The sequence below is a fragment of the Pandoraea fibrosis genome (genome assembly GCF_000807775.2).
GTDB classification, from domain to species: domain Bacteria; phylum Pseudomonadota; class Gammaproteobacteria; order Burkholderiales; family Burkholderiaceae; genus Pandoraea; species Pandoraea fibrosis.
The window spans coordinates 530,571-548,807 of record NZ_CP047385.1; the positions used below are offsets into that span (position 1 = coordinate 530,571).

At 64.0% G+C, this 18,237-nt stretch carries 18 protein-coding genes; 13 read left to right on the forward strand and 5 right to left on the reverse strand.

The features are described 5' to 3' along the window. The first annotated feature begins 16 nt into the window (after nt 1–16). The 7 genes from amt to ptsP all read left to right on the forward strand — a co-directional run bounded on the left by amt (nt 17) and on the right by ptsP (nt 8,790). The gene (amt, locus tag PI93_RS02315; protein ID WP_039365431.1) at nt 17–1,561 is read left to right on the forward strand and encodes an ammonium transporter; all 1,545 of its coding nucleotides are present in this window, start codon (nt 17–19) and stop codon (nt 1,559–1,561) included. 449 nt (nt 1,562–2,010) lie between these two features. Next, a complete protein-coding gene (gshA, locus tag PI93_RS02320; RefSeq protein WP_039365433.1) occupies nt 2,011–3,300 on the forward strand; it encodes a glutamate--cysteine ligase in 1,290 nt (429 codons plus the stop codon). Nucleotides 3,301–3,750: 450 nt separating this feature from the next. After that, nucleotides 3,751–4,968 carry a helix-turn-helix transcriptional regulator gene (locus PI93_RS02325; RefSeq protein ID WP_144400175.1) on the forward strand — a complete coding sequence of 406 codons (1,218 nt, stop codon included), beginning with the start codon at nt 3,751–3,753 and terminating at the stop codon, nt 4,966–4,968. A 134-nt stretch (nt 4,969–5,102) separates the two neighbouring features. Further along, nucleotides 5,103–6,041 carry a glutathione synthase gene (gshB, locus tag PI93_RS02330; protein ID WP_039365437.1) on the forward strand — a complete coding sequence of 313 codons (939 nt, stop codon included), beginning with the start codon at nt 5,103–5,105 and terminating at the stop codon, nt 6,039–6,041. A 167-nt stretch (nt 6,042–6,208) separates the two neighbouring features. Beyond that, nucleotides 6,209–6,622 carry a PTS sugar transporter subunit IIA gene (locus PI93_RS02335; protein ID WP_039365439.1) on the forward strand — a complete coding sequence of 138 codons (414 nt, stop codon included), beginning with the start codon at nt 6,209–6,211 and terminating at the stop codon, nt 6,620–6,622. Nucleotides 6,623–6,625: 3 nt separating this feature from the next. After that, nucleotides 6,626–6,895, forward strand: coding sequence for an HPr family phosphocarrier protein (locus PI93_RS02340; protein ID WP_039365441.1), 270 nt, complete (start codon nt 6,626–6,628; stop codon nt 6,893–6,895). Between the two features lie 158 nt (nt 6,896–7,053). Continuing rightward, nucleotides 7,054–8,790: a phosphoenolpyruvate--protein phosphotransferase gene (gene ptsP / locus PI93_RS02345; RefSeq protein ID WP_039365443.1), complete on the forward strand. Its 1,737-nt coding sequence runs from the start codon at nt 7,054–7,056 to the stop codon at nt 8,788–8,790. 113 nt (nt 8,791–8,903) lie between these two features. On the opposite strand, the gene PI93_RS02350 is transcribed toward ptsP, so the two are convergent. The 3 genes from PI93_RS02350 to gpmA all read right to left on the reverse strand — a co-directional run bounded on the left by PI93_RS02350 (nt 8,904) and on the right by gpmA (nt 12,427). Beyond that, a complete protein-coding gene (locus PI93_RS02350; RefSeq protein ID WP_039365445.1) occupies nt 8,904–9,656 on the reverse strand; it encodes a HesA/MoeB/ThiF family protein in 753 nt (250 codons plus the stop codon). Between the two features lie 69 nt (nt 9,657–9,725). After that, entirely contained in the window at nt 9,726–11,285 is a 1,560-nt protein-coding gene (locus PI93_RS02355) for a S41 family peptidase (protein WP_039365447.1), read from the reverse strand. A gap of 395 nt (nt 11,286–11,680) precedes the next feature. After that, nucleotides 11,681–12,427, reverse strand: coding sequence for a 2,3-diphosphoglycerate-dependent phosphoglycerate mutase (gene gpmA, locus PI93_RS02360; protein WP_039365449.1), 747 nt, complete (start codon nt 12,425–12,427; stop codon nt 11,681–11,683). A gap of 234 nt (nt 12,428–12,661) precedes the next feature. On the opposite strand from gpmA, the gene PI93_RS02365 reads away from it, so the two are divergent. The 5 genes from PI93_RS02365 (at nt 12,662) to PI93_RS02385 (ending at nt 15,672) form a co-directional block, all read left to right on the forward strand. Continuing rightward, entirely contained in the window at nt 12,662–13,069 is a 408-nt protein-coding gene (locus PI93_RS02365) for a rhodanese-like domain-containing protein (protein ID WP_039365541.1), read from the forward strand. A gap of 17 nt (nt 13,070–13,086) precedes the next feature. Further along, nucleotides 13,087–13,347, forward strand: coding sequence for a glutaredoxin 3 (gene grxC, locus PI93_RS02370; protein WP_039365451.1), 261 nt, complete (start codon nt 13,087–13,089; stop codon nt 13,345–13,347). Between the two features lie 64 nt (nt 13,348–13,411). Continuing rightward, nucleotides 13,412–13,918: a protein-export chaperone SecB gene (gene secB / locus PI93_RS02375; RefSeq protein ID WP_010804753.1), complete on the forward strand. Its 507-nt coding sequence runs from the start codon at nt 13,412–13,414 to the stop codon at nt 13,916–13,918. A 63-nt stretch (nt 13,919–13,981) separates the two neighbouring features. After that, nucleotides 13,982–14,995 carry an NAD(P)H-dependent glycerol-3-phosphate dehydrogenase gene (locus PI93_RS02380; RefSeq protein ID WP_039365454.1) on the forward strand — a complete coding sequence of 338 codons (1,014 nt, stop codon included), beginning with the start codon at nt 13,982–13,984 and terminating at the stop codon, nt 14,993–14,995. Between the two features lie 146 nt (nt 14,996–15,141). After that, nucleotides 15,142–15,672 (forward strand): O-acetyl-ADP-ribose deacetylase, encoded by a 531-nt coding sequence (locus PI93_RS02385; RefSeq protein WP_039365456.1) that lies wholly within the window; start codon nt 15,142–15,144, stop codon nt 15,670–15,672. Here the strand turns inward: PI93_RS02385 and trmL are convergent. Then, nucleotides 15,654–16,124, reverse strand: a complete 471-nt coding sequence (trmL, locus tag PI93_RS02390; RefSeq protein ID WP_039365457.1) for a tRNA (uridine(34)/cytosine(34)/5-carboxymethylaminomethyluridine(34)-2'-O)-methyltransferase TrmL — start codon at nt 16,122–16,124, stop codon at nt 15,654–15,656. The genes PI93_RS02385 and trmL overlap by 19 nt on opposite strands. Before the next feature lie 16 nt (nt 16,125–16,140). Then, nucleotides 16,141–16,953 (reverse strand): ComF family protein, encoded by an 813-nt coding sequence (locus tag PI93_RS02395; protein ID WP_158453252.1) that lies wholly within the window; start codon nt 16,951–16,953, stop codon nt 16,141–16,143. A gap of 147 nt (nt 16,954–17,100) precedes the next feature. On the opposite strand from PI93_RS02395, the gene PI93_RS02400 reads away from it, so the two are divergent. Continuing rightward, complete coding sequence (locus PI93_RS02400; RefSeq protein ID WP_052240330.1) at nt 17,101–18,021, forward strand: methyltransferase domain-containing protein; 921 nt, start codon at nt 17,101–17,103, stop codon at nt 18,019–18,021. Nucleotides 18,022–18,237: the final 216 nt, after the last annotated feature.

The following is an 18,237-nucleotide window of genomic DNA, read 5'->3' on the forward strand; positions in this document are numbered from 1 at the left end:
ATAAGAGACAACAATCATGAAAAAACTGCTTGCCAAACTCTTGCTCGCCGCCGCGTTTCTGGGCGTTGCCGGCACCGTGAGCCTCGGCTCCACCGCTGCGCTTGCCCAGGACGCCTCGGCGCCCGCTGCTGCCTCCGAAGCTGCGTCGCCCGCCGCGGCTGCGGCTGCGGCTTCCGCAGCAACACCCGCCGCTGCACCCGCCGCCGCTGCTGCGGCAGCACCGGCACCTGCCGCGGCTGCGGCACCCGTACCGCCGAACAAGGGCGATACGGCATGGCTGCTCACCTGTACTGCCTTTGTGATTCTCATGACGCTGCCCGGTCTGGGCTTGTTCTACGGCGGCCTCGTGCGCTCGAAGAACATGCTGTCGGTGCTGATGCAGTGTTTCATCATCTTCTCGCTGGTGGTCGTGCTCTGGGCGATCTACGGCTACAGCATCGCGTTCACCGAGGGCGGGGCGTTCTTCGGTGGCTTCGACCGGCTGTTCCTGAAAGGCATGACGCCGGATTCGGTGGCTGCGACCTTCAGCAAGGGCGTGAATGTGCCGGAGTACGCGTACATGGCGTTCCAGGCAGCCTTCGCCGCCATTACCTGTGCGCTGATCGTCGGTGCCTTCGCCGAACGCGCCAAGTTCTCGGCCGTGCTGCTCTTTACCGTCATCTGGTTCACGTTCTCGTACCTGCCGATGGCCCACATGGTCTGGTTCTGGCCGGGTCCGGATGCGTACACCGACGCGGCTGCCGCTGACGCTGCCAACGCGCACGCTGGCTGGCTGTTCCAGAAGGGCGCTCTCGACTACGCAGGCGGTACGGTGGTGCACATCAACGCCGCTATCGCAGGTCTGGTCGGTTCGTACATGGTGGGCAAACGTGTGGGCTTCGGTAAGGAGGCCTTCAAGCCGCACTCGCTCACGATGACGATGATCGGCGCCTCGCTGCTCTGGTTCGGCTGGTTCGGTTTCAACGCTGGCTCGGGCCTGGAAGCCAACGGCGGCGCTGCGCTTGCGTTCGTCAACACGCTGCTCGCCACCGCTGCTGCCACGCTGTCGTGGACGGCCGGCGAGTGGATCGGCAAGGGCAAGCCGTCGATGCTCGGCGGCGCCTCGGGGGCGGTCGCCGGTCTGGTGGCCGTGACCCCGGCCGCAGGTTTCGTCGGTCCGATGGGCTCGATCGTGCTCGGCTTGCTGGCCGGTCTCATCTGCCTGTGGGGAGTGAACGGTCTGAAGCGCCTGCTCAAGGCCGATGACGCGCTCGACGTGTTCGGCGTGCACGGCGTGGGCGGTATGCTCGGCGCGATTCTGACGGGCGTGTTTGCGGCACCGTCGCTGGGCGGCACGGGTATCTATGACTACGTGGCCAACAAGGTCGCTCCGGACTACTCGATTGCCGGTCAGGTCTGGATTCAGTTCCAGGGCGTGGTGACTACGCTCGTGTGGTCGGGTGTGGTGGCGTTCATCGCCTTCAAGATTGCCGACATCGTGCTGGGTCTGCGCGTGCCGGAAGACGAAGAGCGCGAAGGGCTGGACATCACCTCGCACGGCGAATCGGCCTATCACAACTGATCTCGATCGGTTCGTCTCCATCTGTCTCATCGCACCGTTTAGGCCCGGCACCCGCCGGGCCTGACGCCAACGACGATCAACGAATCGGCAAGGGTTCGTGATTCAGCCCGGGCTTGGGCGTTGGGCCTCTGGCCCCGCCCGGGGCGAGCGAGAGGAGTTGCTGACGGCCGGTCGGACAGCCGGCCCCAGCTTTGCACGGGTACCCGAGGGGTGCCCGTTTTTTTGCTTGCGATTGCCGGCTTCGTCCCCACCTTCTCTCATCGCAGCATCGCACTGCACCTTCCCCGAACCTGCCTGCGTTCACGTGTCTCCCAGCGGTTGTCCGACCGACAACAGGCAAGAGGCCGCGTACAAGGCCAGGCGTGGTGCCCCTTCCAGGGGCATGGCGAACGGCGGGGACGCCAGGCGTATGCTCTACAATCGATATTCCATCTGGATATGAGAGAAGCATGGTTCCGCATCTCGTCACGGCCCTGAAAGGCCCCCTGCTCGACCTGGAAAAGAAGATCCTCGATGCGACACCTGCCATCGAGCGCTGGTTCCGGCTTGAGTGGCAGGAACATACGCCGCCGTTCTACTGTTCGGTCGACCTGCGAAATGCCGGCTTCAAGCTCGCTCCCGTCGACACCAACCTTTTCCCCGGTGGCTTCAATAATCTGGCGCCCGAAGTCCTGCCGCTCGCGGTGCAGGCGGCCATGGCCGCCATCGAAAAGATCTGTCCCGACGCCAAGAACCTGCTGCTGATTCCCGAGCGTCACACGCGCAATTCGTTCTATCTGCAGAACATTGCCCGTTTGTCGACGATCATGCGCCACGCGGGGTTGCATGTGCGCCTGGGCAGTCTGTCGGACGACATCACCGAGCCCACGACCATCGAGCTGCCCGATGGCCAGCATGTCGTGATCGAACCGCTCGAGCGCACGCCGCGCCGGCTGGGGCTCAAGAATTTCGACCCTTGCTCGATCCTGCTCAACAACGATCTGTCGGCCGGTATCCCGCCGATTCTTGAAGGTCTGCATGAGCAATACCTCCTGCCGCCGTTGCACGCGGGGTGGGCGGTACGTCGAAAGAGCCAGCACTTCTCGGCGTATGACGACATCGTCAAGAAATTCGCCAAGATGATCGACGTCGACCCCTGGATGCTCAACCCGTACTTCGCGAAGTGCGAAGGCATCGATTTCGACGAGCGGGTTGGCGAAGAGAAGCTCGCCGATACGGTCGACGCCGTCCTCAAGAAGATCAACAAGAAGTATCGCGAGTACGGCATCACCGAGAAGCCATTCGTCGTGATCAAAGCCGATGCCGGTACCTATGGCATGGGCGTGATGATGGTGCACGACGCCGCCGAGATCAAAAACCTGAACCGCCGCGAACGCACCAAGATGAGTGTGGTGAAGGAAGGCCTCGAAGTGCACGACGTGATCGTGCAGGAAGGTGTCTACACGTTCGAGCGCATCAACGAAGCCGTGGCCGAACCGGTCGTCTACATGATCGATCGCTATGTCGTTGGTGGTTTTTACCGGGTACACACCGGACGCGGGACCGACGAAAACCTCAACGCGCCCGGCATGCATTTCGTGCCACTCGCCTTCGAGCACACGGCGTTGCCCGACGTTCACGCGAAGCCGGGGGCGGCGCCGCCCAACCGGTTCTATATGTATGGCGTGGTGGCGCGTCTTGCGCTGCTCGCGGCATCGGTCGAACTCGAACGCACCGATCCGGACCCTGAGACGTATTGATCACGCGAGGCTTGTGCTGCGGCAAGTGACATTCGCTCGCAGCCTTTCGGTCTCGCCGTCGATTTGAGATGTTTCCGAATTTGATGGACGGGCGCGCCTATGTTGCCGCCCCAGTCATCTCTCGTCCTGAGAGATGAAAAGAAAAAGACGCCCGGCTGGCCCCCCGACTAGCCGGGCGTCACATTTACCGGTCGCCTCATGCAACGACCGGAAATCGGGGCTTCCCTGAGCGGGCCCCCCCGCAAACCAGTTCCTGTGCGTTCCTTTCGATGATCGGATCGGTGTACTGTGCCGATCCTTCGTCCGGTTTGCATCAGCAATGGCGTGATGATGCGACCGATTGACGCGTCCAACATCCCCCGAATGGGGGATGTCAGTACGCGATCGAGTGGAATAGGAAATTTCCTCGGAATTGTCTGCGCTGGGAGGAATACCGGGATGCAGGGGGATATGCGTACATGCCTTCGTCAAATCCATCAATTGCCAGTGCCGATGCTCGGCTATCTGCCACTCTGGCTGGAGACGCTGCGCATCTGGCTGGCGGCAGACGGCGTAGCGGCGCTCTGGGGCCATGCGTCCGACGATCCGGATACGGCGCCGGACGGCACCTGCTGGTACGCGCCGCAAGCCCCCATGTCCGCGTGCGAACGGCTCGCCGCCAGTGGGTGGGCGATGCCGTCAGTGGCGCAATTGCAACGCGCGCTTTCGCACGGTGCATTGCTACGCGGTCATGCGCGGCGTTCGCGAGGCTGCCCGGGGGCATTGCCGACAACGTTTCGTCGCCCGCTGGAGCTGGATCGATGTCTGCCCGACGGTGATGTACTCGACGTTTGCCTGTTGCCGGCGGTCGGCGCAAGGGTCGAGGCAGGCGAGACAAGCGAGCGAGCCGGCATGCCGCCAGCGGCGTCGGTCGGCGTGTTGCGGCTGCTGGTGTCGCGCCGCCGATCGCGGCCACGCTTCAGTGCTCGCGAGGTCACGGCATTCGAGACGGCCGCCGCGGAATTCACAACCGCTCCCGATCGCCCCGCGTTTCCCCCGCTGACGGCGATGGCACCGCCGGCGCCCAATCTGTGGTCGGAGGGGGCCGGGACCTCGGGGGCGGTCGGGGACGACGTTGCCGGCACGCTCGTCTGGCATCAGCGCCAGCCCGAGTGGGCCGACCCCGCCGCGCTGGCGCTCATGCACCGGGTCTGGCGCCCCACGGCGGGGCCCGCGTGGCCCGACGCGTGTGTCGTCGTTCAGGCGTGCCAGGCACTGGCCGATGAGTTGACGGTTCACCGCCCGGACGCCGTTTCATTGGGCGTGCAGGTCTGCAAGGCGGTGGCGGTGCCCGGTGGCACGCTGCATCTGCACGCGACGCACCTGTGCGGCATGGGCGGGCGTGCGACCGACCGCGTGCGCATTGCCCTGCACCTTGCCGTGCCGCCGGCCATTCGACTGTTGCAACGGCTCTGGGAGACCGCGCTGACGCCCGTCCAGCGCGAGATTGCGATGCGTCTGCTGGCCGGTCAATCGCGCTCGCAGACGCGGGAGGCGTGTGCCATCGGTGTGCAGACACTCAAGACGCATCTGTCGCTGATGCGTGCCCGTCTCGACCCGGTACGCGACGCCGCGCTGCTCCTCGGACTTGGCGGTCCGGGAGGGACGGGAAACATGCACCGAACGTGACGGTTTTCCCCGCAGCACGCCTCACGGTCGGTGCGGCGGTGCGCAGCGGCAAAACGGCGCCTCGGCTAGAATAGATGCCTGTCGCCGCAGACTGCGGTGTGTGCATCCGAACCCCCCAAGACCTCCGCCGATCGATGCAGATTCTCTTTATCGCCGACCCGCTCGACCAGTTCAAAACCTACAAGGACACCACGTTCTCGATGATGCGCGAAGCGTCGCGTCGCGGGCACCGCATCTTCGCGTGCGAGCCGCACGAGATGGCGTGGCAAGGCGCAACGGTCGATGCGCGTGTGAAGGAAATCCGCCTGACGGGCGACGCGGATGCCTGGTACGACGTTGTGGAGACGCGCGTGGCGGCGCTCACCGAGTTCGATGCGGTGCTCATGCGCAAGGACCCGCCGTTCGACATGGAGTACATCAACTCGACGTGGTTGCTCGAAATTGCCGAACGTGCCGGGGCGCGAGTCTTCAACAAGCCGAGCGCGATTCGGGACCACTCCGAAAAGCTTGCCATCGCCGAGTTTCCCCAATTCGTGGTGCCGACGCTCGTGACGCGCGACGCCGCACGGCTGCGTGCCTTTCACGCCGAACATGGCGACGTGATCTACAAGCCGCTCGACGGCATGGGGGGCACAGGCGTGTTTCGCATCGGGCCGGATGGTCGCAACCTCGGTGCCGTGATCGAGATGCTCGGTGAAAACGGCGCCCGCTCGGTGATGGCGCAGCGCTTCATTCCCGATATCAAGCTTGGGGACAAGCGAGTGCTCGTGATCGGCGGCAAGGTCGTGCCGCATTCGCTGGCGCGCATCCCGCAGGGCAATGAAGTGCGCGGCAATCTCGCCGCCGGGGGCCTTGGCGAAGCGCGCGACCTGTCGGCACGCGATCGTCAGATTGCCGAAGCATTGGCGCCGACGCTGTGGCAACGTGGCCTGCTGCTCGTGGGACTGGACGTCATTGGCGATTACCTCACGGAAGTGAACGTCACGAGCCCGACGTGCTTCCAGGAAATCACGCAGCAGACCGGTTTCGACGTGCCGAAGATGTTCATCGACGCGCTGGAACTGGCCGTTTGAGGGGAAGCGGGTCTGTCGCTCTGCAATTCGCTTGGGGCAGGCCCTAACATGATGAAAATTCGGGGTTTTTGCGCGCCTGCTAAAATAAGAATCCCAAAATCGACAGGTTCGCGTTCGTCGTTGTGTTTGTATCCCGGACACCCGCGGCGCTTGGCGTGCCTAGCATCATGGCTGGAATTCTGATTATTGCCCACGCACCGCTCGCCTCGGCACTTCGCGAGTGTGTTTCGCACATCTACGGCGGCTGTCCGTCGCGCATCGGCGCGATCGACGTCGTCCCCGACCAGGACACGGCGGCACTCGTTGAGATTGCCCGTGAACGCCTCGCGCAATTGCGTGAAGACAACGGCGTGCTGGTCCTCACCGATTTGTTCGGTGCCACGCCGTCGAATGTCGCGGCGCAACTCGTCGGACCGAAAGTGCGTGTGCTCGCAGGGGTGAACCTGTCGATGCTCATCAAGGCGGTGTGTTATCGCTCCGTGCCGCTCGACACCCTGACGGAGAAGGTGCTTTCCGGCGGATCCAAAGGTATTCTCGAAGTCGGCGCGGGTGCGCCGGCCACACACACTACGTCACACTGAAACATGCTTCGACAAGAAACGACGATCGTAAATAAATTGGGCTTGCATGCCCGGGCATCTGCAAAGCTGACGCAACTGGCGGCGAAATTTCAGAGTGAGGTCTGGCTGACCCGGAATGGTCGGCGCATCAACGCGAAGAGCATCATGGGCGTCATGATGCTGGCTGCCGGGATCGGCGCCAAGGTCGAAGTGGAAACCGAGGGGACCGACGAGCAACAAGCCATGGATGAGATCCTGGCCCTCATCGCGAACAAGTTCGGCGAAGGGGAATAACGCGTCGTTGCGGTAAGTTGCGGCGCATGGCAAGCGCGCCGCCGGGCGCGGACCGTGCCTGCGGACGAATCCTTGCCCACCGCAGAACGCTACCCCGAACGCAGCGAAAACACCTGGATTACGGTCGAATCATCCGCCTCTGAACTGGGGAGAGTTCCTTGTCTTTCACCCTGCACGGCATTCCCGTTTCGCGCGGCATCGCGATCGGACGCGCCTATTTGCTCGCGCCCGCCACGCTCGATGTGCCGCATTATCTGCTCGATCCCTCCCAGATCGACGACGAAATCGCGCGCTTTCACGGCGCACAAGCGAGCGTCCAGCACGAACTCGATACCCTCAAGGCCGAACTGCCGGACGACGCACCGGGCGAGATGGGCGCGTTCCTCGACGTTCACTCCCTGATTCTCAACGACACGTTGCTGGCCGATGCGGTCATCAAGCTGATTCGCGAACGCCGCTATAACGCGGAATGGGCGCTGACCACGCAGCTTGAGGTGCTTGTCGCCCGCTTCGAAGACATCGACGATGAATACCTGCGCGAGCGTCGTGCGGATATCGAGCAAGTGACCGAGCGAGTGCTCAAGGCACTTGCCGGCGCGCCCGGTATTCGCCATGTGGTTGCCGAGACCCCGCGCGACGACATGATCGTCGTGGCTCGCGATATCGCGCCTGCCGACATGCTGCAATTCAAGTCGCAGACGTTCAAGGGCTTCGTCACGGACCTGGGCGGCAAGACGTCGCACACGGCCATCGTGGCCCGCAGTCTGGGGATTCCGGCGGCGGTCGGTGTGGCGCAAGCCAGTCTGCTCATCAAGCAGGACGACATCATCATCATCGACGGCGACAGCGGGATTGTCATCGTGGACCCGGCGCCGATCGTGCTCGAAGAGTACAGCTACCGCCAAAGCGAGCGGGCGCTGGAAGAGCGTCGTTTGCAGCGTCTGAAGCACTCGCCCGCGCAAACCATCGATGGAACTCCCATCGAGTTGCTCGCCAACATCGAATTGCCGGAAGACGCCAAGACCGCCGTGGCCGCGGGTGCCGTCGGGGTGGGGCTGTTCCGCACGGAATTCCTTTTCATGAACGAGAAGGACGCGCCGGAAGAAGAGGCGCAATTCGAGGCGTACAAGCGCGCTGTGGAGGCGATGAAGGGGCTGCCGCTCACGATCCGCACGATCGACGTCGGTGCCGACAAACCGCTCGACAGCCACGAGACCTACGAGACCGCACCGAACCCGGCGCTGGGCCTGCGCGCCATTCGCTGGAGCCTGTCGGAGCCCCGCATGTTCCTCACGCAGTTGCGGGCGATCTTGCGCGCATCCGCGTTCGGCAAGGTGCAGATTCTGTTCCCGATGCTCGCGCATGCACAGGAAATCGATCAGACGCTTGAACTCGTGCGCGAAGCGAAAGCACAACTCGACGCGGCGGGTCTGCTCTACGATCCGGGTGTGAAACTGGGGGCGATGATCGAAGTGCCGGCCGCCGCGCTCACGGTCTCGATGTTCCTGAAGCGACTCGATTTTCTGTCCATCGGTACGAACGATCTGATTCAGTACACGCTGGCGATCGATCGCGCGGACAATGCCGTTGCCCATCTGTACGACCCGTTGCACCCTGCCGTGCTACGCCTGATCGCCATGACCATCCGCGAAGCGCACGCGTTCGGGGTGCCGGTGGCCGTGTGCGGCGAGATGGCCGGTGATCCGACGGCGACGCGCTTGTTGCTTGGCATGGGGCTGCGGGAGTTTTCGATGCATCCGAGCCAACTGTTGCAGGTCAAGCAGGAAATCCTGCGGGCACACCTGCCGGATCTCGAACGTCCGGTGCAGGAACTGCTTGCCGCGACCGAGCCGGAAGAAATGCAGGCGGCGTTGGCGCGTCTGGCCGTCGCTTGATCGACTGACCCGGACGAACGTGGACCGACGAACGGACCACGTTCCTCAAATGAAAAGCGGGCGCTCCGATATCGGGGCGCCCGCTTTTTTTGCGGCGCTTCGTTTCGCGGGACTCAGTGACGCTGTCCGCAAACCTTGCATTCGGGATTGCGCGCGCAGTGCATGGTGTGCCAACTCATCTTGCGTCCGTCGAGCATCTGGAGGCGGCCAACCAACGGCACGCCCACCCCCGTGATGAGCTTGATGGCTTCGGCTGCCTGCATGCTGCCGATGATGCCCACGAGCGGCGCGAGCACCCCCATCGTGGCGCAGGCCTGCTCGGGGAACGGTTCGTCCGCCGGGAAGATGCATTCGTAGCAGGGCGACGCATCGTTGCGCACATCGAAGACGCTGATCTGTCCGTCGAAGCGCAGCGCCGCGCCGGACACCAGCGGCACGCCCGCCGCCACGCAGGCGCGATTGACCGCGTGACGCGTAGCGAAGTTGTCCGAGCCGTCGAGTACCACGGTGGCGTCGCGTGCCAGCGCGGTGAGCCGCGCTTCGTCCACGCGTTCGCCGATGACGTCGACGATCACGTCCGGGTTGATCTGGGCGATGCGGTCTCGTCCCGAAATCACCTTGGGCCGGCCCACGCTCTGCGTGTCGTGAAGAATCTGACGTTGCAGATTGGTGAGGTCGACGACGTCGTCGTCGATCAAGGTGATGCGTCCGACGCCCGACGCCGCCAGATAGAGTGCCGCGGGCGAGCCGAGGCCGCCAGCCCCCACGATCACGGCGTGGGCGGCGAGCAAGCGCTCCTGACCCTCGATGCCGAGTTCGTCGAGCAGGATATGGCGGGAGTAACGCAGCAACTGATCGTCGTTCATCGCAAACCGGAGAGGAATAAAAAACCGTGCCGGCTTTCGCGGGCACGGTTTGCAGTGTAAAGCGGATGCTTACTTCTTGTCTGCCGGCTTTGCCGGTACGACGGTATCGGTCTTGGGGTCCGTCTTGGCACCGGCTGCCGGTGCCGCAGCCTTGGCGGCGGCGTCCTTGGGCAGCGGACCGGCGTTGGCTTCCAGACGCGACTTCGTGCGCTGGACCGGCTCGCCCTTGAGCTGATGGATGGCCTGCTGGAGCATGAAGTCGTCGGCACTGCCCAGATCCGGCAGGCGTTCCTCACGTTCCTTCTTGCGCTCGTCCGGCGTCTTCTTCGCGTTCTCTTCCTCGAGGCGGCGCAGTTCTTCCAGGCGGCGGGCTTCGCGGGCGTCGATTTCCTTCTGCTCGTCAGGCGTTTGCGTGTTGTGCAGGTGGTTCTGGTAATCGATTTCGCGCGTGACCAGCACGTCGTCCGGATCGCCCTTCGGATTCTGGTCGACCGGCACGTCCGGCTTGATACCGATGGACTGGATCGAGCGGCCGCTCGGCGTGTAGTAGTACGCCGTGGTCAGACGCAGGGCAGTGTCCGGCGACAGTTGACGCACGGTCTGCACCGAGCCCTTGCCGAAGGTCGTCTTGCCCATGATCAGCGCACGCTTCGAATCCTGCAGTGCACCCGCCACGATTTCCGAGGCCGAGGCCGAGTAGGCGTTCACCAGCACTACCATCGGCACCGTCTTCCAGAAGGCGGCTTCACCCTTGAGCGGATCGTCCGGGCTGGCCGACAGGCGGTAGTTGTCGAACGTGGCCGTGTACTTCTGCTTGGCGTCTTCGATCTGACCGTTGGTCGTCACGACCGTGGCACCTTCCTTGAGGAAGGCGGCGGACACGCCGACTGCGGACTGGAGAATACCGCCGCCGTTGTTACGCAGATCGAGCACCAGACCCTTCAGCGGTTGATCCTTGGCCAGCTCCTGGAGCTTCTTGGCCAGATCCGGCACGGTGCGTTCCTGGAAGCTGGTGATACGCACGTAACCGATACCCGGCTCGAGCATCTTGCCCTTCACGCTCTGCACGCGAATTTCCGCACGCACGATCGACACCGGGAAGGTGCGCTCGTCGGACTTGCGGAAGATCGTCAGCGTGACCTTGCTGCCGGGGGCGCCGCGCATACGCTTGACCGCCTGGTCGAGCGTCATGCCGCGCACGGGCTTGTCGTCGATACGGGTGATCAGGTCGCCGGGCTTCAGGCCTGCCTTGAAGGCCGGGCTGTCTTCGATCGGCGAGATCACCTTCACGAGGCCGTCTTCCTGCGAAATCTCGATGCCGAGACCCGCGAAGCGGCCGCGCGTCTGCTCTTGCAGCTCTTTGTATTCTTCCTTGTCGAGATACGACGAGTGCGGATCGAGGCTCGACACCATGCCCTTGATCGCCGCGGTCAGCAGCTTCTTGTCGTCGACCGGTTGCACATACTCACGCTTGATCTGACCGAACACTTCGGCCAGCAGGCGAAGCTGTTCGAGCGGCAATGGCGTGGTAGCGCTTTGTGCGGAAGCCTGCGAGAACGCGAGGGTGGCAGCCGCACCGGTCGCGAGGCCCAGCACGATCAGGCCGATGTGTTTGAGGGTTTGGCGCATATAGGCGTGGAAATTCCGGATTTTTCGGGGCGCCCGCCAATGGGCGCGCGCACTTTGGCGAAGTATAACCGTTTGCCCGCAGGGCGGGCATTGGCCATTCGACAGGGACTTTTCCCGAGTGGTTCGACAAAAAGTTCCATTCGATGTGCCGCTGTGACGGGATTTTGAGCGGGCGTCGTCCAATAGCGCGTGGCTTTTGCCGGCGGCGCGCGCATTGGCAGACGTTGCGCAGCCGAAAAAGCGACGCCTCGAACGCCGTCGACATCGTGTTACGGGGTATTACGGGCGAGGCGGAAAAAGCGGGGAAGGGCGGAGAAAGCGGGAGGCGGAGGGAGCGCGCACCGCGCGGGGCGGTGCGCCGGGTTCCGAGGCTCGCGTCACGCGAGCGCCGGCGATTACTTCGACTTGCCTTGCGCAGCCACGGCGGCCAGCGCGCCGGCGATCTTCTCCTGATCGCCCAGATAGTAATGACGGATCGGCTTGAGTTCGGCGTCCAGTTCATACACGAGCGGCGTGCCGTTCGGAATGTTCAGGCCGGCGATGTCGTCGTCGGAGATGTTGTCGAGGTGCTTGATGAGCGCACGCAGCGAATTGCCGTGGGCGGCGACGAGCACCTGCTTGCCGGCACGCACCGCCGGGCCGATCGACTCGTTCCACAGCGGCAGCACGCGAGCCACGGTGTCTTTAAGGCACTCGGTGAGCGGGATCTCTTCGCGCTTGAGCTTGGCGTAACGCGGGTCGTTGTACGAGCTGCGCTCGTCGTCCGCAGCCAACGGGGGCGGCGGCGTGTCGTAGCTGCGACGCCAGACATGGACCTGATCGTCGCCGTACTTGGCCGCGGTCTCGGCCTTGTTCAGGCCTGCGAGGGCGCCGTAGTGACGCTCGTTCAGGCGCCAGGTATGCACGACGGGGATCCACATCTGGTCCATGGCGTCCTGCACATGCCACAGGGTGCGGATCGCGCGCTTGAGGACCGACGTGTAGGCGAGATCGAACTTGAACCCGGCCTCGGCGAGCAGATTGCCGGCCTGGCTGGCTTCCGCGACGCCTTTTTCGGTCAGGTCGACGTCGACCCAGCCGGTGAAGCGATTTTCCTTGTTCCACGTCGATTCGCCGTGGCGGATGAGAACGAGCTTGTACATGAGCAAACTTCTGTCAGAGTTGGAAAGCGGGGGCAGCCGACGGGGACGGAGGCGGTTCGCGGCGCCTTGCGCGACAAGGCCGGGCAAGGGCTTTGCAGCATTAATTCAGGGACATTTCGGGCAGCAGTGAAGCGGCCGCCGACGTCCGGCGCAGCGATTGGCAACGCAACCCGTCGGCGCAATCACGGATTATTTTATAATGATCGGATTCTTTTGATCTTTTTCAGGTGGTTTGTGAAGTTCTTTTCCGATTACACCAACCTCGCGCTGATCGCGATTGCCCTCGTTTCGGGTGGCATGCTGGCCTGGCCGGTCTTCAAGCGCGGCGGTCGCGGACTGTCGACCATCGAAGCGACCCAGCTCATTAACCGTAAGGGCGCTGTGGTGCTCGACGTGCGTTCGGGAGAGGAATTCGCCGCCGGCCATCTGCCGTCTGCGCGAAATGTGCCGCTCGACGACGTGGAGCAAAAAGTCGCTCAGGTCATCAAAAACAAGGCAGCACCGGTACTGATCGTGTGCAAGAGCGGCCAGCGCTCGGCGCGCGCCCAGACGCTGCTGCGCAATCTTGGCTATGCTGAGGCGTTCAGCCTCCAGGGCGGCATTGCCGCCTGGCAGGAAGCCGGCCTGCCGGTCGTCAAGTAATCGAGGAGTTGCAAGTCATGCCGAAGATCGTGATGTACAGCACGCAAGTGTGCCCGTATTGCCAGATGGCGGAACGCCTGCTGCGCCAGCGCGGCGTTCAGGACATCGAGAAGATTCTGATCGACAAGGAACCCGCCCGTCGCGAGGAAATGATGACGCGCACGGGCCGTCGTACCGTCCCGCAGATCTATATCGACGAGCGTCATATCGGCGGTTACGACGATCTGTCGGCGCTGGATCGGGCCGGCGGCCTCCTGCCGCTCTTGCAAGCGGCCTGATACCCCCTAAAATAGTGCGCCCAGCCGCGTGTCTGCGCGGCTGTCTTATACCCAAGGAAACGAAATGTCCGACCAGAATCAGCCGTTTTTCAGCATCCAGCGCGCTTACCTGAAAGATCTGTCGCTCGAGCAGCCGAATTCGCCCGCGATCTTCCTTGAGCAGGAGATGCCGACCGTTGAAGTGCAACTGGACGTCGCTGCTGAGCGTCTGGCCGAAGAAATCTTCGAAGTCGCCGTGATCGCCACCGTGACGGCCAAGATCAAGGACAAGGTTGCGTTCCTGGTTGAAGGCAAGCAAGCCGGTATCTTCGAAATCCGCAATGTGCCGGTCGAGCAGCTCGATCCGCTCATCGGCATCGCCTGCCCGACGATCGTGTACCCGTACCTGCGCGCCAACGTGGCCGACGCTATCAGCCGTGCCGGCTTCCAGCCGATCCACCTGGCCGAAGTGAACTTCCAGGCGCTGTACGAGCAACGTCTGGCACAACTGGCCGAGCAACAAGCGGCCAACGGCGAGACGCCGGCGCCGGGCATCGTGATGCCCGACGGCTCGTCTGCCCAGACCCACTAAGCGCTTGCGCTTGATCGACGTGACGACCGACGGGGTGTCGGGCGTCGCGTCGGGGCCTCCTTCATGAAGATTGCCGTATTCGGTGCAGGTGCCTGGGGCACCGCAATGGCGAGCCACATGGCAGCACGCCATGATGTTGTGCTTTGGGCGCGCGATGCGGCGCTTGTGAAGCAACTGGCCGCCTCCCACGAGAATTCCGCCTATCTCCCCGGTTCCACGCTGTCCCCCCGTTTGCGATTCGAAACCGATTTCGCGACGGCGTTGGCGCATGGCACGGGCGAGAACGCATTGTGCGTCGCTGCTGTGCCTGTCGCAGGGCTGCGGGCATTGGCCGGGCATATGGCGCTCGCCGCTCATCCGCCAGAGAACCTGATCTGGCTGTGCAAGGGCTTCGAGGCCGAGACCGGATTACTCCCACATCAGATTGTCAGCGAGGTTTTCCCGCAAGTTGCGGGTGGATCGCTTTCCGGACCGAGCTTTGCACGTGAAGTCGCGCAGGGACTTCCGGCCGCGCTCACCATTGCCAGCGCGGTGCCGTCGTTGTGCGAGTTGACGATTGCTGCGTGCCACTTCGGTGCGTTGCGCATCTATTCGAGTGACGATCTCGTCGGTGTCGAAGTCGGTGGTGCGGTGAAGAACGTGCTCGCGATTGCCACGGGTGTCAGCGACGGGCTGGGCCTGGGGCTCAACGCGCGCGCGGCGCTGGTAACACGCGGTCTGGCCGAGATGACCCGCCTGGGCGTCGCTCTGGGGGGGAAGCCCGAGACGTTCATGGGGCTCACAGGCATGGGCGACCTGATCCTGACGGCGACTGGCGATTTATCGCGTAACCGTACCGTGGGCCTGCAATTGGCGACGGGCAAGTCGCTCGACGACGTGTTGGCGTCGTTGGGGCATGTGGCCGAAGGCGTGCGATGTGCACGAGCGGTCCGTGATCTGGCGCGTGCGCATGGCGTCGAAATGCCGATTACCGACGCTGTCTGTGCCACATTGTTCGAGGGGTTGCCTGCCCGCGCGGCGGTAGAAGCGCTGCTGCGGCGCGACGCGCGCGCGGAGCGCGAGGACGACGCGGGCTAGGCGCGTCACCGCACGCTGCGCTGCTGATGCAACGCCAGACGCGCATGGCGTGCCGGCGATGCCTGGTGAGATCGCCGGGCGCCGATACCCCGTTTCTCCGGCGGCGGAGGTCCGTTGCCAACACTCGCCACAAGGGAGTCGAGCCCATGTCGCAAGTTCTCCGTCTGTATGCCTCTCAAGGCGACATCACACAAGCACCGGTCGATGCCATCGTGAACGCCGCGAACGAATCGCTGCTTGGCGGCGGTGGCGTGGATGGCGCCATTCATCGCGCGGCCGGCCCCGAACTTCTCGAGGCCTGTCGCCAACTTCACGGCTGCCCGACGGGGCAGGCAAAGCTCACGCCGGGATTCCGTCTCAAGGCAAAGTTCGTGATTCACACGGTCGGCCCGATCTGGCACGGCGGCGCCGACGACGAGCCCGCGCTGCTGGCGAGTTGCTACCGCGAAAGCCTGCGTCTGGCAGCGGCACAGGGTTGCCGGAGCGTGGCGTTTCCGGCGATCAGTTGCGGCGTGTACGGCTATCCAGCCGAACTGGCCGTGCCGTTGGCCGTGTTTACCGTGCGAGACGCGTTGCCTCACTTCCCGAGCATCGAACGAGTGGAATTCGTTTGCTTCGACGCGCCGATGCTGGCGCGCTATCAGACGGCGCTCGCCAGTCAGGACCCGTCGGCGTAACCCTGTTGACGCCACGCTTCGAAGACCACCACAGCGACCGTATTCGACAAATTGAGGCTGCGATTGCCGGGACGCATCGGCAAACGCACGCGTTGCGTGGTGGCAAACGTGTCGAGCAATTCCGGCGCGAGCCCACGCGTCTCCGAGCCGAAGATGAACCAGTCGCCCGGCATAAACGACAAGTCGCCAAAGGGACGCGAGCCCCGTGTCGTCAATGCGAACATGCGCGTGGGGTCGGGCGTTTCGGCGGCCATAAACGCGTCCCAGTCCCGATGCACCTTCATCTGCGCGTACTCGTGATAGTCGAGGCCTGCGCGACGCATGCGTGCGTCGTCCAGTGGAAACCCAAGCGGTTCGATCAGATGCAGACGTGCGCCCGTGTTGGCGCACAAGCGAATGACGTTGCCGGTGTTCGGCGGAATTTCAGGCGAAACGAGAACGACGTTGAACATGGGTGTGGGGGCGGAGTTATGAGGAGGACGGCGTGCGCAAGACGACGGCCGCCAGTACATGTGTGGCGCCCGCATGTTTGAGCGCGGCGGCGGCAGCGTCGCAAGTCGCGCCGGTGGTCATGACGTCGTCGATCAGCACGATGCGGCGCCCGCAAACGTGATCGCTTGCGACGAACGCACCTTGCAGATTGCGTTTGCGCGCTTCGCGAGACAGACGCCGCTGGGCGGCAGTCGTCCGGTCACGCCGCAGCACATGGGCGCTGGCCGGCAAATTCGCACGGCGGGACGCTACCCGTGTCAGTTCCCAAGCCTGATTGAAGCCACGCGATGCGAGTCGCGAGGGCGCCAGCGGCACAGGGACCAGCAGCGGTGTGAACGGCGTCACGTCCGCGTGGGCGGTCAGCGCGTCGCCGAGACGTTCGCCGAATTCGCGCGCGAGTGGCAAGGCGCTATGGTATTTCAGACGAATCATCAGCGTATCGAGCGGTGCCACGTAGTCTGCGAGCGTCAGGGTTTGATCGAACGCGGGCCGGTGTCGCAGGCATTGTCCGCAGACGACGGTTGATTGGGTGCGGCAAATTGCCGCACCTTCGGCCTCGGGCGTCATGGCGTCACGCGTCCGTGCGGCAGGCGAGGTCAATGGGGCGGCACATTGGCCGCAGCGCAGCGGCGCGTCGGCCCGGGCCGCGTCGAACGCTTGCGCGCAATCGGCACAGACCTGCCGGGCCGCACGTCGATGGCAGATCGCGCAGTGATCCGGCAACGCCGTGCGCAGCAGTCCGCCAGCAAGCCTGACGAGCGTAGGAAAAGTGGCGCGAAGGATGGGCAAGGCGATAGCGGGTGCGAAGTGAGATGGCGGGCCGTGCGGCCACCGCCATCGAGGGGCGCTGGGCCGGTTGAGGTCATAGCGCATGGCGGTGCCCGATGCATTCGGGCAGCAGCGAGTATACTGCCGACTCGCCTTTTTGCCCGTCCCATGAAGCCCTCTGCCGCTCCCCAAACACCGTCCTCAGCGTTCTCAGCCCGCTTTTTGCGCACCGCATTCGACCGCCGCGCGCCGAACTGGCACGAGGCCGATTTCCTGATGCGGGAGGTGGCGTCCCGTCTCGCGAGCCGGCTTGACTACATCAAGCTCAAGCCGAAACGCGTGCTCGACGTTGGCTGCGGTACCGGCGGCGACCTGCTGAGTTTCGGCGAGCGTTACCCCGACGCCTATCGCGTGGGCCTCGACGCCTCGTTCGCGATGGCCAAAGCGGCGGCGGCGGCCGGGGCGACGACCGGTTGGCGCCGGTTGTTGCGCACTGCGCCCCCCTACGGCGTGGTGCAGGCCGATTTCTCGACGCTTCCGTTTGCACCGCGCACGTTCGACCTGGTGTGGTCGAATCTCGCGCTGCACTGGTATCGCGAACCGCATCGTGTCATTCCCGAGTGGCATCGCGTGCTGAGCACTGACGGCCTGCTGATGTTTTCGGCCTATGGTCCCGACACGCTGCGCGAGTTGCGCACGGCGTGGGCGGAGGTCGACGACGTTGCCCATGTGCTCGAACCGACGGACATGCACGATCTGGGCGACATGATGGTGGCGAGCGGCTTCGATACGCCGGTTACGGATATGGAGCGACTGACGCTCACGTTCGAATCGCCGGACACGCTGTTGCGCGATGTGCGTCTGCTGGGCGTGAATCCGCTGCCGGAGCGGCGTAGCGGACTCACCGGGCGGGCGCGTCTGGCAGCCTTGCGCGCGGCGCTGGAGCGTCAGCGTGGCGCGGAGGGCACGATCGCGCTGACCTTCGAACTCGTCTACGGCCACGCCTGGAAAATTCCTGAAAAGACCGACGCGGCAGGTAACGCCGTCGTCCGCATTCAGGATATCGGACGCGGCGGCCGTCCCCGTTAAGCGTCACCTGCGAACGCCGGCGCTCGCCGTCGCGTTCGACACGTTCTCGGGCGTTATTGCGCGCCTGTCTCGATCCGCGGTGCGGTGACGGGCGGATCGTTTCACACCGCCTCCTACCGCTGTCTGCCGCTTCCCAAAAGCCTCGCCGCATCCTGCGTCCTACACGACTATGCAGGTGTTCCGCGCTCGTCCGGTTCGCTTAAATGACGCTTCACG